This window comes from Sphingobacterium sp. NGMCC 1.201703 (assembly GCF_047784615.1).
In the GTDB taxonomy this organism is placed as follows: Bacteria; Bacteroidota; Bacteroidia; order Sphingobacteriales; family Sphingobacteriaceae; genus Sphingobacterium.
In genome coordinates this window covers 48,637-64,967 of record NZ_JBLOHD010000005.1, presented here as the reverse complement: position 1 = coordinate 64,967, position 16,331 = coordinate 48,637, and the positions used below count along the sequence as shown (strand labels likewise).

At 40.4% G+C, this 16,331-nt stretch carries 16 protein-coding genes; 3 read left to right on the top strand and 13 right to left on the bottom strand.

Annotated elements, in window-relative coordinates; translation table 11 throughout:
• Positions 1 to 4 precede the first annotated feature (4 nt).
• The 3 genes from ACK8HY_RS11325 (at position 5) to ACK8HY_RS11315 (ending at position 2,785) form a co-directional block, all read left to right on the top strand.
• Complete coding sequence (locus ACK8HY_RS11325) at positions 5 to 913, top strand: glycosyltransferase family 4 protein (protein WP_139351267.1); 909 nt, start codon at positions 5 to 7, stop codon at positions 911 to 913.
• A gap of 134 nt (positions 914 to 1,047) precedes the next feature.
• Positions 1,048 to 2,115 carry a glycosyltransferase family 4 protein gene (locus ACK8HY_RS11320; protein WP_416133689.1) on the top strand — a complete coding sequence of 356 codons (1,068 nt, stop codon included), beginning with the start codon at positions 1,048 to 1,050 and terminating at the stop codon, positions 2,113 to 2,115.
• A 4-nt stretch (positions 2,116 to 2,119) separates the two neighbouring features.
• On the top strand, positions 2,120 to 2,785 hold the full coding sequence (locus tag ACK8HY_RS11315) for a glycosyltransferase family 32 protein (RefSeq protein WP_416133688.1): 666 nt from the start codon (positions 2,120 to 2,122) through the stop codon (positions 2,783 to 2,785).
• Here the strand turns inward: ACK8HY_RS11315 and ACK8HY_RS11310 are convergent.
• From ACK8HY_RS11310 to ACK8HY_RS11250, 13 genes are all read right to left on the bottom strand, one after another.
• Positions 2,782 to 3,891 (bottom strand): glycosyltransferase family 4 protein, encoded by a 1,110-nt coding sequence (locus tag ACK8HY_RS11310; RefSeq protein WP_077438849.1) that lies wholly within the window; start codon positions 3,889 to 3,891, stop codon positions 2,782 to 2,784. The genes ACK8HY_RS11315 and ACK8HY_RS11310 overlap by 4 nt on opposite strands.
• The gene (locus ACK8HY_RS11305; protein WP_416133687.1) at positions 3,888 to 4,913 is read right to left on the bottom strand and encodes a glycosyltransferase family 9 protein; all 1,026 of its coding nucleotides are present in this window, start codon (positions 4,911 to 4,913) and stop codon (positions 3,888 to 3,890) included. Before ACK8HY_RS11305 ends, ACK8HY_RS11310 begins: the two co-directional genes overlap by 4 nt.
• 4 nt (positions 4,914 to 4,917) lie before the next feature.
• Complete coding sequence (locus ACK8HY_RS11300; protein WP_343565949.1) at positions 4,918 to 5,523, bottom strand: DUF4254 domain-containing protein; 606 nt, start codon at positions 5,521 to 5,523, stop codon at positions 4,918 to 4,920.
• A 109-nt stretch (positions 5,524 to 5,632) separates the two neighbouring features.
• Positions 5,633 to 7,114, bottom strand: a complete 1,482-nt coding sequence (locus tag ACK8HY_RS11295) for an NADH-quinone oxidoreductase subunit N (RefSeq protein ID WP_416133686.1) — start codon at positions 7,112 to 7,114, stop codon at positions 5,633 to 5,635.
• A 5-nt stretch (positions 7,115 to 7,119) separates the two neighbouring features.
• Positions 7,120 to 8,721 carry a complex I subunit 4 family protein gene (locus ACK8HY_RS11290; RefSeq protein WP_416133685.1) on the bottom strand — a complete coding sequence of 534 codons (1,602 nt, stop codon included), beginning with the start codon at positions 8,719 to 8,721 and terminating at the stop codon, positions 7,120 to 7,122.
• 3 nt (positions 8,722 to 8,724) lie between these two features.
• Complete coding sequence (locus ACK8HY_RS11285) at positions 8,725 to 10,779, bottom strand: NADH-quinone oxidoreductase subunit L (protein WP_416133684.1); 2,055 nt, start codon at positions 10,777 to 10,779, stop codon at positions 8,725 to 8,727.
• Positions 10,780 to 10,782: 3 nt separating this feature from the next.
• Positions 10,783 to 11,091 carry an NADH-quinone oxidoreductase subunit NuoK gene (nuoK, locus tag ACK8HY_RS11280; RefSeq protein ID WP_077438855.1) on the bottom strand — a complete coding sequence of 103 codons (309 nt, stop codon included), beginning with the start codon at positions 11,089 to 11,091 and terminating at the stop codon, positions 10,783 to 10,785.
• A complete protein-coding gene (locus tag ACK8HY_RS11275; RefSeq protein WP_416133683.1) occupies positions 11,088 to 11,630 on the bottom strand; it encodes an NADH-quinone oxidoreductase subunit J in 543 nt (180 codons plus the stop codon). The genes nuoK and ACK8HY_RS11275 overlap by 4 nt, the downstream gene beginning before the upstream one ends.
• 3 nt (positions 11,631 to 11,633) lie before the next feature.
• On the bottom strand, positions 11,634 to 12,197 hold the full coding sequence (locus ACK8HY_RS11270; protein WP_416133682.1) for a NuoI/complex I 23 kDa subunit family protein: 564 nt from the start codon (positions 12,195 to 12,197) through the stop codon (positions 11,634 to 11,636).
• 3 nt (positions 12,198 to 12,200) lie between these two features.
• Entirely contained in the window at positions 12,201 to 13,274 is a 1,074-nt protein-coding gene (nuoH, locus tag ACK8HY_RS11265) for an NADH-quinone oxidoreductase subunit NuoH (protein WP_416133681.1), read from the bottom strand.
• 314 nt (positions 13,275 to 13,588) lie between these two features.
• Positions 13,589 to 14,875, bottom strand: a complete 1,287-nt coding sequence (locus ACK8HY_RS11260; RefSeq protein WP_077438859.1) for a citrate synthase — start codon at positions 14,873 to 14,875, stop codon at positions 13,589 to 13,591.
• A gap of 191 nt (positions 14,876 to 15,066) precedes the next feature.
• Positions 15,067 to 15,312 carry a hypothetical protein gene (locus ACK8HY_RS11255; RefSeq protein WP_416133680.1) on the bottom strand — a complete coding sequence of 82 codons (246 nt, stop codon included), beginning with the start codon at positions 15,310 to 15,312 and terminating at the stop codon, positions 15,067 to 15,069.
• 6 nt (positions 15,313 to 15,318) lie between these two features.
• Complete coding sequence (locus tag ACK8HY_RS11250) at positions 15,319 to 16,326, bottom strand: SPFH domain-containing protein (RefSeq protein WP_416133679.1); 1,008 nt, start codon at positions 16,324 to 16,326, stop codon at positions 15,319 to 15,321.
• Positions 16,327 to 16,331: the final 5 nt, after the last annotated feature.

Genomic DNA, 16,331 nt, shown 5'->3' with positions numbered 1-16,331 from the left:
TTTTTTGACTGATAGTGCTTTTAAATATAAAAATAGGGGACAAAGGATAAAGAGCTTCATTTGTAAAAATTTATTGGGAGATAAGAACTATAAAAAGCGACTAATTTATGATACGGTAAATAAAGAATTACAAAACAGTTTATTGGATATCGATCAAAGTATTGATTTCACTTTAGTTATTCGACCCGATCTTTTATCTATTGATTCGATAAAATTGTTAAAAAGTAAAGTGAAACATATAGTTGCTTATCAATGGGATGGTCTAATGAGGTTTCCTGAGGTATTTAAACGGATTCCATATTTTGATAAGTTTTTTGTATTTGATAAATCTGATAGTTTAAAATATAAAGAACAATTTAATAATCTTTTTTATATCAGTAATTTTTATTTTCCTTATCCAAAACAAATAGGTGTAAATAAGAGTGAGAAAGAGTTAATCTTTATAGGAAGTTATCTTAAAAATAGAATGCCTTCAATACTTAATCTAATTCGAGTGCTGCAAGAGCAAAATATTAAAAGTGACATCTATTTGCATTGTACAGATAAAAAGATATTAGATCGTTATAAAGATAGTGGTATTAAATTTTTGAAGAAGCCGCTTACTTATAAACAACTTCTTGAAACCGAAAATAACTATAAAGCTATCTTGGACTTTGATAATTCCACAATTCATCAAGGGGTTTCATTTCGTGTATTCGAGGCTTTATATTTGAAAAAGAAGTTAATAACAAACAATCCATTAATAAAAGACTACGAGTTTTATAATAAGGCCAATTTTTTTATTTGGGATGACAAGAATATTAATGAGATAGTTGATTTTATCAATCAATCTTATGAAGATATTACGCCCGAACTAGTAGAAAAATACTCATTTGAAGCTTGGCTACGGGTTGTTTTAGATCACGAAAATTAATTTGAATATATAATCCGATATATTTGCAATAATTTCATTCAGTAGCAGTTTTGCTTATCAATATTAAATGATGATTTGGGGATAAAAAATATGAAAAACAAGCTGAACAGCCTATCTTTGTTGAACGATAGCGAATGAAGAAAAAACAGATCATATTTGATGCCGAACGGATGAAATATCCTCATACAGGCTTATTTCATTTTTGTAAGCAATTAGGTCAAGCTTTATTGAAGAAGACAAAGGATCCCTATGAGATGGTGTTTTATACGAATAACCCCGCCAATGAGGATTTTGGAGCAGAAGCAAACTATTACCAGCAAAAATCATTGCAGAAATTCTGGATGCCGCGATTTTCCAACAGTGATCTTTGGCATTCTACTTTCCAGCTTAGTTCATATTTTCCACGTAATCATAAAATCAAGGTTCTTTCTACTATTCATGACCTGAACTTCCTGAAAGAAAAGAAATCGGTCGAAAAAGAAAAGAAGTATCTGAAAAGCTTACAGGCAAATTTGGATAAGGCGGATATTATTGTTGCGATATCAAATTATGTAAAGAAAGACCTCGAAGATTATTGTAATTTAAGGGGAAAACCACTTCATGTGATTTATAATGGAAATAATATTGATCAGAAATATTTAGATCAGCTAGATAAATCGCAGGATAATATCCATAAACCCTTTATTTATTCTATCGGTACCATAAATCGCAAGAAAAATTTTCATACGTTGCTTTATTTATTGGTTGGGAATGATTTGGAACTGATCATTAGCGGTATTATCGCAGAACCGGATTATAATCAATATATTCTTGATTTAGCGGCTGAACTTGGAGTTGCGGGAAGAGTAAGGCTCACCGGGCCGATAACAGAAACAGAGAAATATAATTATTTAAAGAATTGTGCTTTATTTGCTTTCCCTTCAATAGCAGAAGGCTTTGGATTACCTGTTATTGAGGCGATGTCATTCGGCAAGAAGGTGCTGTTATCTACTTATACTTGTCTTCCTGAGATCGGAGGACCCGAAGCTTTCTTTTTAGAATCCACAGACCCGGAATATTTGATCGAATTTGGGAAATCCAACCTGATGGCTATTATCCATGGGGAAGACCGTACTCCTGAAATTAAATCCTGGGCTGCCCAGTTTTCATGGGATAAAGCCGCAGATGAATATTGGGAACTTTATAAGAAACTTTTGAAATAAGGGCATGGCTATACCAAAAGTAATCTATCAGACATTTAAAACGAACCAAATCCCTTGGTTAACAAAATTATATATCAAGCGCTTTAGACGTAAGAATAAGAATTACCGCTATGAGTTTTATGATGACCAACGTGTAGATACATTTATAAAGGAATCATTTGACAATGAAGTATATAAAGCGTATTCTAGGTTGCAGATCGGAGCGGCAAAAGCCGATTTTTTTCGATATGCCGTCTTATATGTATATGGCGGAGTATACCTGGATCTGGATAGCGACATTCTCGTTAATCTTGATAAATACCTGCAAGAAGATGACCATGCTGTCATTACGCGTGAAAAGAACCACCAAAATCTTTTTGCACAATGGGCGCTGGTATTCGAAAAAGGACACCCTTTTCTGGAGCGGACAATAAAGTATATTGTTGAAAATATTCAGCAAAATAAATACCCACATGACGTGCACGGCATGACCGGGCCAACAGTTTACACAAGGGCCGTCAATGATGTCATCAACGAAGACCCGACTGTCTCTTATCGCATTGTGCCCGATGACTACAAGGGGATAATGAAATTTAAATATAAGCTTGGCAAATTATTGATTTACGGTGATCGGTCACAACACTGGAAAAAACTGCAGAAATTAGTAACTGTTGTGAAATCAGAAGACTAAAGCGTCAGATATTGTTTTTCCCATTGTGCCGCTAGGTTGTCATCATTAAACTGCTGTGCGTGGGCCAATCCTTTTATAGACATGTGCTGCTGTAAATTGCTGTCATTTAAAATAGATTCAATGGCATGCTTAATCTGCTCAATATCGTGCGGTCGTACATACAACGAAGTTGGGCCTCCGGCTTCTGGGAAAACTCCTGAATCCGTAGTAATTACGGGTGTGCCCGAATATAAGGCTTCGATAATAGGAATGCCGAAACCTTCGTAAATAGATGGATAGATAAATGCGAGTGCTGCGGAATAGAGCACTGAAAGTTCCTGCATATTCAGGCCACTAAGAAAGTATACTCTATGTTCCATCCGATGCTTACGGATAAACTCTTGGAGCTGAAGCTTGTATTTTGTGCTTCTGCCGACAATAACCAAGGGGATATCGATATGCTCAATCGCTTTTACGATAGATAGCGCATTTTTTCGTTCTTCTATTGTCCCTACATTTAATAGAAATTCATCTGGGAGACCTAAACTATTCTTAAGCTTTTGCTTTTCCACATCGGTTTTTAGAATTTTAAAGGCCTCATGACACCCCTGATAGATGATATCTATTTTTTCTTGCGGAATATCAAAAAACTCAACAATATCATTTTTGGTCTGTTTACTAATCGCAACGATTTTATCTGCCCGTCGGCAGGCATGTGCGAATTTCTTTTTATAGATCCAGCGGTCTATCGGATGATAAAGCTCAGGGTAACGCATAAAGATTAAATCGTGCATACTAACAACGGATTTGATTTTCGCTGGAGCCAAGTCTACCGGAATTTCTCCAGAAAGACCATGAAAAATATTGACCTCATCTTTTTTCAAATCTGACACGATTCTCTTTGTTCGCCAGAGGTTGGGAAAATTTTGATTGATATATCCCTGTGGTTTCTTAATTTGTTCAGGGCTGACTAGATTAGCATAGCGCTCAAGAGATGTGCTGGGCGTATAAAGGATATAGTCATTTTGCGGAACAAAGGTTGATAAAATGCGTATTAGATCCCGGCTGTAGTTACCCAAGCCTGAGGCGTTGTTGAAAAAACGCTTTGCATCAAATCCTATCCTCATCTTACCGCTGTTATTTTTTCGATCACCATTTCTGGTGTAATTAAATCAATTGCTTCTGTGCCGTCACAGTCGCAGGGCTGGTTGCCATAGACAGAACTCGGTCGACTGGGATGCTCCACTTGGACACAGTTCCCGGATTCTTGGCCATAACCTGTAAATCCTGCATAGGGGTGTGTCGCGCCCCACAGCGATAGACATCTTACGCCCATCAATGAAGCCATATGTAAGCCAGAGGAATCCATGCTGATCATCAGGTCCAGATTTGATATAATGTCCAGTTCCTCTCTTAACGTAAATTTTCCAATGGTATTGTAGGTATTTGGAAAACTCTCCGTCCAGGTTTGTGCAATTTGAAACTCTTGCTGACCGCCGCCAAAAAGCAATACATCATAACCATGATGTGTCAGATAGTCGATGATTTGGGCCATCTTTGCCAATGGGAGAATCTTATATCGGTGTTGGGCAAAGGCTGCAATGCCAATTTTTTTCCGTTCGAAGTTGCCAAATAGGCTAAAGGCAGCCTTAGGGACATCCTGCAAATTAGACTGCAATTTGTGACTTAGTTCAAAGTGAAAGCCTAAAGCCCGGAATACATCTGCATAGCGTTCTACAGTTAGTTTCAACGGATGTTTAACCTTATTTTCCTTACGGGTAAGGGCTTTTTTTTCTGAACGGCCTTTGTCCAGTTGTTTGACCCTCATTCCGGAAAGTGAGAATAAGAGAGCTAATACACGCGAACGCAAATTGAAATGCAGATCCGCTACAGCGTCGGCATTGTACTGTGCCAGTTCCTTCTTTAGCCTGACCAAGCCCCAAAAACCTTTATGGCTTGTCTTAGGTTCAATTGCATGGAACTTCACATTCTTTATACCATCAAAGAATGGCGCAAAAAAGGAACGGCTCACCATAATAATCTCGACGGAAGGGTATTGCAGGCAAAATTCCTTCAATACCGAAGCTACCATGGCGACATCGCCCATAGCTGAAAATCGAGTTACTATGATTCGCTGCGGTAAAGACATGTCCTTATTTTCCGGAAGTATAAAGTACTGGGTTTAGTTCTGGATCATTGTACATTTTCATCTGTTTATAGACCTTCATGTATTTTTCACCCGACTCAATTGCCGCCAGCAATTCGTCGATACTCTGTGAAAGATCTGTACGTTGTTCCAACAAGATGTTCAATTTGTCCTGACAAGCAGAAATATGGGCTGCGGACGCATCTGAACGTAGCGTCTCTTGCTCCATATGATAGATCTTTAAAGCCAGTATAGATAGTCTATCAATGGCCCAAGCTGGACTTTCAGTATTGATTGTTGCCGAAGGCTGTGCCTTGATCGTTTGATATTTCTGTAAAAAGTAGCTGTCTATATATTCCACCGTGTCCGTGCGGTACTGGTTAGACTCATCGATGCGTCGCTTCCAGTATAACCCATCCTTTGGATCAATGGAAGGATTACGTACAACATCTTCCATGTGCCATTGTACGGTGTCAATCCAGCACTTTAAGTACAGGAGATGTTCTAGGGATTGTTTATCGTATGGATTCTGGATTGGATGATCAATCTGATCGTATACGTGGTAATCCTGGATAGCACGTTGAAAAATGGGATTTGCTATTGCACTAATCATGTTACAAATATAAAATATATTATGGGGTTATCCTACACTTCAAATCCGGTATCAATACGATGTAATTAGCGGGAGACTGTAGTATGGAGGAAAAATTGGTATTGATTTTTTAAAAAATAGCAAGTAAAACATCCGGGAATAACCCCAACAAGACAACTACAATGGTACATAACAAACCGATGCCGAGAAGTATAGGATTTGATTTGGACGTATACGGATGTACACTGTCTTTTAGGAATGCGTTCAACGGAATTTTAAAGTAATAGAAAAGGGAAATCACCGATGTAAGTGCCCCTACAATCAAAAGCGCAAGCAGACCGAAGGATTGGAAGTTTTGATATTGTTCGAATACCTTTGAAAATATCAGTAGCTTTCCGACAAATCCAGCAGTAGGAGGCAGGCCTATCAACGCGATTAAAACAATTGATAATGAGGTGAATAATAACGGTGACTGCTTACCTAATCCCTTATAAGAGTCAATTGAAGTACTGCCAAGGCTGTCTTCCAAACTATCAATGAAAATAAAGACCGCAATATTCATCAACGCATAAATCGATAAATAAAACAGTAAAACGTTGGATTCATTGTTTTGATAAACCAGTACTGCCATCAATAATATACCAGTGTGACCAATGGAAGAATAGGCCATCATGCGTTTGGCATCCTGTTGACGTAATGCAGCCAGATTACCGATCAACATGGTCGCAATGGCAATGATGATAATCACGTAGGCTAGGAAATCACTGAAATAAAAAGATACAGCAAGCCAGGCCGCAAGTAGCTTAGACAGTAATACGACAACAGCAATTTTCGGTACCGTTGCCAGGTAAGTAGTGATTACCGTCGGTGCCCCTTGGTAAACGTCAGGACTCCACACATGGAAAGGGAAGAAACTAAGTTTAAAACCTATACCAGTCAATAAAAATAAGAGGGCAATGCTGATCATCAGCTTAGGCGCCTCCATCAGCCCCGCAATATGGGCTGGCGCATCAAAATTCAAGTTTCCCGTGAAACCGTATAGCAAGGATAAACCATAGAGCATAACAGCAGCACAGATAGACCCAAAGAGCACATATTTCATCGCAGCCTCAGATTGTGCTTTATTCGCTGAAAAATAACCGACCATAATATAGGAACTAATGGAAACGGTTTCGACGGAAATAAAGATCATCAGCCAGTTGCTCGACATGGTCAAGAGGTTCAGCCCTAAGGTGGCGGTCAGGATTACAGCATATAAATCGCCCAGAGGACGCTCATGCTGGTGACGTTGTTGGATAAAAATCGTAATCAGTAAGGTCGACAGCAGGATAATCATTCGTGCCGATATCGCGAATGTATCAACGTGGATCATATCGAAGAATCCGGACATCTCCACATGACTCAATCCCTGTCCCAATAGATAACAACCACTTAATAAGAGCCCAGCCACCGTAAAGGTGAAAGATGCCTTGTCCCAATATCTATCCACGAAAAGACTCGCGATAATAGTGCCTATAAAAGTAATGATCAGTATTAATTCCGGTTTGAAGTAGGGAATACTAACAATAATTTGATCAATAAATGAACTGATATATGGACTGAATGCGAGCATGCCGATTAGATAAATTGTTGGATAAAGCTGACAAGATTCAATACACTTGCATTGAGACTATGGAATACCAGAGAAGGCATCACGCCTAGTAAAAGCGCAAGAGCCAAGGTCGGAAATAGGACCAGCTGTTCACGGCTGTTGACATCAGTCAATGCATTGGACCAAGATTCACCACCTTTTAGTCTGATCTGTCCAAAAAACATCCGTTGAAGTGTCCATAAAAGATAGGCTGCACTTAAAAGAATTCCGATTGAGCCTGCTACCGCCATCCAACGCGGAAGACCAGTACCTACACTGGCAGCATTGAATGAACCGATGATAACAAATGCTTCACCGATAAAAGCAGAGAATCCAGGGAGACCCAAAGAAGCGAAGAACGCAACAGCAACATAGCCCGTATATTTCGGCATAAGCTGCGCCAGTCCTCTGAAACTATAAATATTTCGGTCGTGTACACGGTCATAGACCACACCCACAAGGAAGAAAAGCGCCGCCGATAGAAACCCATGGGAAATCATTTGGAACATAGCACCTGAAATTCCCTCGGCTGTCAATGAAGCTATACCGAGCAAGACAAAACCCATGTGCGATACCGACGAATATGCGATCATCCGTTTTAGATCTTTTTGAGCCAAAGCATTTAATGCGCCATAGATAATGGAGATTACGCCGATCAGCCCAAGCCACCAATTGGATAGCGCTGCCATGTCAGGGAAAATACTATAGCAGATACGGATAATGCCATAGCCACCTATTTTCAATAGGATACCTGCTAAAATAATGGATACCGGTGTCGGCGCCTCTACGTGTGCATCAGGTAGCCAGGTGTGCAGTGGTACAATGGGTACTTTGATCGCAAAAGCAAAAAATAGTACTGCAAAGCCAACCAATCTGGCCGAAATACCCAATATTTCCTGATAACCATCCCAGGCGAAGATCGAGTCTCCTAAATAATTCTGTGGATTCATCATGTAGATCATATTGAAGGTATGGGCACCCGTGACCGGGTTAATAACCGAAAAATACAAACCGACAATGATCAATAGCATAAATACTGATCCAAACAGGGTATAAAGAAAGAATTTTATGGCAGCATATTCACGTCTTGCTCCACCCCAGATACCGATCAGGAAGTAGAGTGGTAGGAGCATGACCTCATAGAATAAATAAAATAAAAAGAAATCCAAAGCACAGAAAATACCCATTACAGCCATGTTTAGTACCATAAGGAGGGCGAAATATCCCTTCGGACTCTTTTGTATATTCCAGGAGGCCCCGATTGCCATCAGCATCACAAAAGCACTGAGCAGTAGTAACGGCATTGAAATACCGTCTATCCCGATCAGGTAATCGATCTCTAATTTTCCTATGGAACCCAAGTCCAGACGGATCCAGGGAAGCTGTTCGACAAATTGGTATCCTGCCAAATCCTGTACGCCGGTTTGGCTCGCGTCAAATTTTGCATAACATAGTCCAGCAAGTACAAATTGCACCGCTGTAATTGCTAAGGCAATATATTTGTAACTCGATTTATATCGTGTTGGTAAGGCGAGGATAAACGCCGTCGCCAGAAGCGGTAAAAATATCAGTAAGGATAAAATAGGCATTTCCTAAAAAAATATAAGATAAATTAAACCAAGTAAAACAAATAGAAAAACGGAGAACAATGCAGTCTGTAATTTGCCGTTCTGTACCAGACGAACCTGATTGCCGGTCCAGTAGGCAACAGCGGCAACAGTATTGACAAAGCCGTCTACAATATATTTGTCTATCCACACGCTCAGCCGCGAGAGGGATAAGACGATAAACTGAACAAAAGCAACGAACGAATCGACGATATAACGGTCAAACCAATAGCAGAACTGAGCTAGTTTTAGTGTTCCATTAACAAATACGCGTTGATACAGCTCATTGATATAACCTTGATTGAATGATGCTTTTAGGGCAAAACCAGCAGTGTTGAGCGGGTATTTGTTTTGTACGTACCATTTCCAACCGATAACCCAACTGATTACGGAACCGATCAATAAAAGCATTGGAATAAGCAGATGGGCGCTATGGCTTGGTGCAAAGCTGTATTCATCCAATAATAAACCATCCATCAACCAGGAATCATGATAAGATACTGGGTTGAGAGAGAATAACGGAAATAGACAGCAAAGCCCCAATAACATCATCGGAATCAACATGGTTTTGGAAGCCTCATGCAAAGGGGCACCATGTAGTTTGTCCTGAACCCGATCCAGGATTCGAAGTTCACCTAAAAAGGCCTTAAAGATTAAGCGGCCAATGTAGAAAGCGGTCATTATACTGACGATGATGAGACTTACAGGTATAATGAGGTAAAAACCACCTTTCGATAAAGCCCATTCAAAGGAAGAGATGATGATACTATCTTTGGAAAGATAGCCTGATGTCAAAGGAAATCCGGCAAGTGCCAATGAAGCAATGCTCATCAGGATAAAGGTTTTGGGCATATACTTTTTCAGTCCACCCATATTCCGCAGATCCTGCGGATCAAAGTCGAGCTGGCTGTGCGCTTTGAGGTGGGCCATCTCATGGATAACAGCTCCTGCCGAAAGAAATAACAGACATTTAAAAAACGCGTGTGTTACCAAATGAAAAAGTGCTGCATCCCAGGTGCCAATTCCAATTCCGACCATCATAAAGCCCAGTTGTGAGATAGTTGAGAAAGCCAGGATGCGCTTAATATCGTATTGACCTAATGCAAAGTAAGCTGCGGAGGCCGCGGTGATTGTGCCTATGACCGCAATAAATAACAATGCGCTTTCGTTGAATAACGGAAATACGATTGCCAGCAAAAAAACTCCTGCAGCGACCATAGTGGCAGCGTGGATCAGTGAAGATACCGATGTCGGTCCTTCCATGGCATCAGGCAGCCACACATGTAAAGGGAATTGAGCTGATTTGGCCATCGCAGCAAGGAAAAATGCCAGGCCGGCTACCGTAAGCCAGATCTGATCCATGCTGTTGACTGGAGAAACCCATAATCCGCCTGTGATGCTCGATTGGTCAATCAGGCCCCCTTCACCAAAAAGATCGACGAGGTTGAGGGTGTTGAACTGCGTAAATATAATGGCTAGACCAATCAGAAAACCTAAGTCTCCGATGCGGTTGACGATAAATGCTTTCTTGTTGGCCTGCACAGCCGTTTCGCGTGTGAACCAGAAACCAATAAGGAGGTAAGATGCGAAACCTACCAATTCCCAAAAGATATACATGAGCAGCAAGCTATCCATGACAACCAATCCCAGCATCGCAAAACAGAATAGGCTTAGGTACATCCAATAGCGATGGATACCTGGATCACCTTTCATATAAGCCCTGGAATAGATATGTACGGGAAGAGCAACTGTAGGAACCAGGAAAAGCATCAATACGCTCAGGTTATTCAACAGAATACCCACTTTAAAAGTCGAAGCACCAATGGTGAACCAGTTCAATTGGGCCGATACTACTGGATGATTCCAGATGGCCAGCCAGGTGAGCCCGCCAAATATAAAACTACACCCAATGCCAAGTAGGGCGGCGATACCGGACTGATCACGTTTACCCATCATCGCTTGATATAAAAAGGCAATAAATGGTGCTGCTACTGCAAGCAGCGCTGTGTATATCGGTGATATGGAGGCAAGTGGATTCAATTCTTACTTATCTTTTAATTCATTGATTTCATCCGGATTGATGGTTTTATAGTGTCTATAGACATTCAAAACCAAGGCTAATCCAACGGCTACTGCCGCAGCAGCCAGAACGATGGCGAATAGGGCAAAAATCTGCCCTCCATAACTGATTTTATCGTATTTACCAAATGCCACAAAGTTCAGTATAGCCGCGTTAATCATCAGTTCGATGCCTACCAGAATCATAATGGCATTTTTCTTCGAGAGAACGGTATACAGACCGATACAGAAGATACAGGCACTGACTACCAAAAAATGCGTCAATGTAATCATCGGTTACGCTCCTTTCTGGATAAATGCGAGGCGCCGATAAGCGCCATCATCAGAAAGATGGAAATGACTTCAAATGGCAATACATAGAATGTCATAAATCGTAAGCCGATCTGTTGGATGTTATTATCTGTTGGAATAATCTCCGTATTATTTTCCCGGGCCTGTTGGATCCAGGTAGGGAGGGACTGCTGCCATTCCCGTATGCCCAAAATCAGCAGTGTTAGAAAACCTAGGGCCAATACAATCGCCTGCCACCTGGGCATGCTCAAAAATGAGCCACTGCTGTCTTGAAGATCTTTCAGTAGTTCTTTGTTGGAAAGCATAAAGGCAAATAGCATAAGGATCAGCACACCACCTACATAGACCATAATCTGTGTGATGGCAACAAAATCTGCCAGCGCAAAGAGGTATAGGCCAGCCATAGCAAAGAGCACAATGAAAAATAGAAATAAGGCGCGGGCTATATTTTTAAGATTTACCAGTAAAAGGGCGGATCCGATGGCCAATGTGGCAAAGGCATAAAACAAAATACTTTCCATCTTTTATTTTTGCTTTGCTGCCTCCTTTTCAGCTTGAAATTGTGTCCATTCTGCTTTTCGTTGTGCAACTTGTTCGTCGGTCATGTCTGAAAAACCATAGATCAGGTCGGTTAATTTCTGTGAGCTGCGGTCATATTCATTGGTCATGACTATACATTCCGTAGGACAGACGACCGTACATAATCCACAGTACATGCATTTGGCCATATCAATATTGAATTTGGCTGGATACAGTCGTTTGACGCTACCGTCTGACGTTTTTCCGATCGCCTCCGGAGATTTGATTGCTTCAATTTCAATGCAATCTACGGGACATGCTTTGGCACAGAGATCACAGACGATGCAATCTTCAATATCTACTTGCAATTGATAGCGAGCGACTTCGGGGATCGGCATTTTTTCGGCAGGGTATTGTACCGTGACGATGCCCTCCTGACGGTCAAAGTAGTTGTCGTTTTTGATATTTAATTCCTGACGCGAACGTCGGGCGCCAAACAAGTGCTTGACAGTCAAAGATAAGCCTTTGATTGCTGTACGAAATGCGTGGGAAGCCGTTTTAAATATCATATCTTATGCTATAATTAAAATTCTCCAAATGGCAGAAATAGCCATGCAAACAAAAGCCAAAGGGGTCAATACCTTCCAACAAAGACTCATTAATTGATCGGCCCGTAATCGGGGTAATGTCCAACGGATCCACATTTGCACCCCGACGATCAATAATGATTTGGCCAAGGTCCAAAAGATTCCCCAGGCAAGGCCCGTAGTCCAATCTGCCAGCCGTATCGCACCAATATTTGGGAGCGGCGTGTTCCAGGCACCTAAAAACAGGACGACGCCCAACATCGCTACCAAAAACATCATGGCATACTCCGCTAAGAAGATAAAGGCAAATTGTATGCCGCCGTATTCTGTATGGAAACCACCGACCAGTTCGGATTCCGCTTCGGGAATGTCAAAGGGCGCCCGGTTACATTCGGCAAGCGTAGCGATAAAAAAGATGATGTAGGTTACAATTAAATGTGGGGCCTGGAAAATATTCCAGGCGAAGAATCCACCAATCTCGTTGACTTCCCAAAAGCCTAAAAATTTGATGCTTCCGTTGGTCATAATGCCCTGACCGATGGCAATTTCATTGAGGTTTAACGTCTGGGTTAACATCACTACGGTAATCAACGAGAGCCCCACCGGTATTTCATAAGATACCATTTGGGCTATCGCACGCATGGATCCGAGCAGGGAGTATTTGTTATTCGAGCCCCAGCCCGCCATCAGAATACCCAAGGCATCAATGGAGATAATAGCCATGATAAAGAATAATCCCGTGTGTGTATTGGCCGGGATAAAGTCCTTGGCCCAGGGAATAACGGCGAAACCGGTAAAAACAGCTACGAAGATAATAATAGGAGCTATTCTAAATAGAATTTTATCGGCTGATGTGGGAGAGATTAATTCCTTTTGAAGTAATTTGAGAATATCGGCTATCGTCTGGAGACTACCGTATTTCCCGGTTTCCATTGGTCCGAGACGGTCTTGAACAAATCCGGCAATCTTGCGCTCGGCATATACCGCAAATAAGGTAAATGCTGCTATAAAGGTAAAAATAGCAACGGGAACCAAGATATGTAGTATTGTATCTATCAAGCCTTATTTATAATGATTTTTAATAAGCGTCCAATGAATACGCAAACTTAACGAAAAACAGGGAATTTAGAGAGGGAAAAATTAAAATATACTTAACAAGTAGATTATCGTGACATATTAGAGATGTTAGTGTTTAGATTTGAGTATTTAGATTTTGGTGATGTAAGCCGCTTACTGATGATATTGTCAGAAAGATAACACACTTTATGTTTACCTAACGTGCTATAGCATAATGCTTTTGAAAAAGGTGCCATAATGGTATCTCCATAAAAAAAGCATCCCAATGGATGCTTTTTTTATGGAAATCAATCGAATTAACGATTTGAAAATTCAACGTAATCACGTTCTGTATGTCCAACATACACTTGTCTTGGACGGCCGATAGGCTCTTTGTTTTCACGCATTTCTTTCCATTGTGCGATCCATCCCGGAAGACGGCCCAAAGCAAATAGTACAGTAAACATATCTGCTTTAAATCCTAAGGCACGGTAGATAATACCCGAGTAGAAATCGACGTTTGGATAAAGTTTTCTGTCGATAAAGTATTGATCGTTTAACGCTGCAGCTTCTAATTTCTTAGCGATATCCAATACAGGATCCTGAACGCCTAATTTTTCTAAAATATCGTCACAGGCTTTTTTAATGATTTTAGCACGTGGATCGAAGTTCTTGTAGACCCGGTGGCCAAATCCCATTAAACGGAATGGATCATTTTTGTCTTTTGCTTTTGCAAGGTATTTTTCAGCATCACCACCATCATTTTTGATGGCTTCCAACATTTCGATTACCGCTTGATTGGCACCGCCATGTAATGGACCCCATAGTGCATTGATGCCTGAGGCTACAGAAGCGTACAGGTTGGCATTGGATGAGCCTACGATACGAACGGTAGATGTCGAACAATTCTGTTCGTGGTCAGCATGTAAAATAAGCAATTTGTGCATAGCGTCGATAACAACTGGATCGAATGTTTTTTCGTCGTTAACCTCGCCGAATAACATGTTTAAGAAGTTATCAATGTAACCCAAATTGTTTTTAGGATAAACGACAGGATGACCTAAAGATTTCTTTTGAATCCAAGAAACGATAGTAGGCATTTTAGCCAAAAGATTGATGATCGTTTGATCTTCTTCTTCGTCTGTTAAGTTTGGATTTAAAGATTCTGGGTAAAATGCAGATAACGCGCCCACTAAACAAGAAAGTTGACCCATTGGGTGGGATTTGGAAGGAAATCCAGCAAAGAAATTCTTCATGTCTTCGTGGATCATCATTTGCTTTTTGATGTCAGCTCTGAATTTTTCCAATACCTCTTTTTTTGGAAGCTCTCCGTAGATCAGTAAATAAGCAACTTCCAAGAACGTAGATTTCTCTGCCAATTGCTCAATGGGATATCCTCTATATCTCAATATACCTGTCTCACCGTCAAGGAAAGTAATCGCACTTTTTGTTGCACCCGTGTTTTTGTATCCTGGGTCTAACGTAATAAATCCGCTTAGATCTCTTAATTTGGAAATATCAACTGCTTTTTCATTTTCAGTACCGACAATGACCGGAAGGTCATAAGAAGTACCGTCTAAATTTATAGATGCTTTATCTGACATGTTTATATGTTATCTTATATCTGATTTTGTATGCTAATCTCACAAATTTAACTATTTGATATTTAAAACTGAAAGTTCTTTTGGAATTTATATGACATCATTGCGTCATTTTGGATAATATTGAATAACTATTTACTCAAATAAGCAAATAGTTTATTCAAATTTAACACTATCTTATTATGCCCGAAATGCTAATCTATTTTTCGCTGGGCGACTTTACCTTTATCTTCGTATTTCCCATTTTTGCCCGATCCAAAAAAAGGTAAGATAACGAAGCATACCAAAATAATGGATGTTAGGGTAAGTATACCGGTTGTCCAAAGGATTTTACTGAAATTTTCAGCATCCAGGAGATGGATACCCCATAGCCCCAATAGAAAATAGGTAGCGACAAATAGGATAACCAAGGTGAATAATATACCAAAGATGTATTTCATAATGGTTTATATTTTGTTGAGAATCTGTTTTTTGAGCGTGTCGAATTCCTCCTGGGTGATAATGTTTTCGCGTAGCAGCAATTGTAATTTTTGCAATTTTTCGACAAAATCATCTTCCGTTTGTATATTGTCCTTGATCTCTTCTTTCTGAAGATCAAATTGCTTGCCCAATTCCATGCCGACACCCAATTGTGCGCCGATACCGGCCAGTCCGCCTTCATTTTTAGCGGCATCCCTGAGGGCGCGTAATTTTTCCAGTTCTACATAGCTCAAACCGGCCTGCTGTGCAGCTTGATTTTGTGTCGTCAGGTCTGCAATTTCACCAATTCTGCGTTGTGTGTTCGCGTCAAACTGGGTTCCTAGAATCTTGAAATCTGTGATTGCTAGACCTAGATCTGCAAAATCTTGTTCAACAGCTGTTTTTATATCGGCAGACAGGAGCGGGAGCTGGCTGTCGATCTCATTATACCCTAATTTTTTCTGTGCGATCTGCGCAACAATCTGTTGCGGGATACGGTTGTTGATGACATCTTGGATAACCGCTGTGCTGACCGTATTTTGATTGGCAACAATGTTTTTATAAAAATGTACCGGTTCCTTGATTATATAAGAAAAAGTGCCGTTCAAGCCTATTTCTATAGGAAGATTGTACTGTGGGTCAATATATTTTATCGGATTCCCTGTTCCCCAAGCCTGATTGACAATAGCTGCTGTACGAAAGAAGTAGATATACAACTTGTGCTCAGATTCGAAGTTTTGCCTCAATCTCGCTAAAGTTGTGAAAAAGGGATGGTTATCCGTTTTTAAATTATAGGTTCCTGCCTCTGTGAGTAGGTTTTCCCCCTTTCCTTCATAAATGAGGATACAACCTTGCCCTGGGGCAAGAATAAGCTTACTGGAATTTTTAATTTCATTTCTTTCGGAAGGAAATTTATACCATAATATGCGGGGATCTTGATTTTTCCACTCAATGACCTCGGATAGTTGGTTGTTAAAAAGATTGAATAGTCCCATAATGT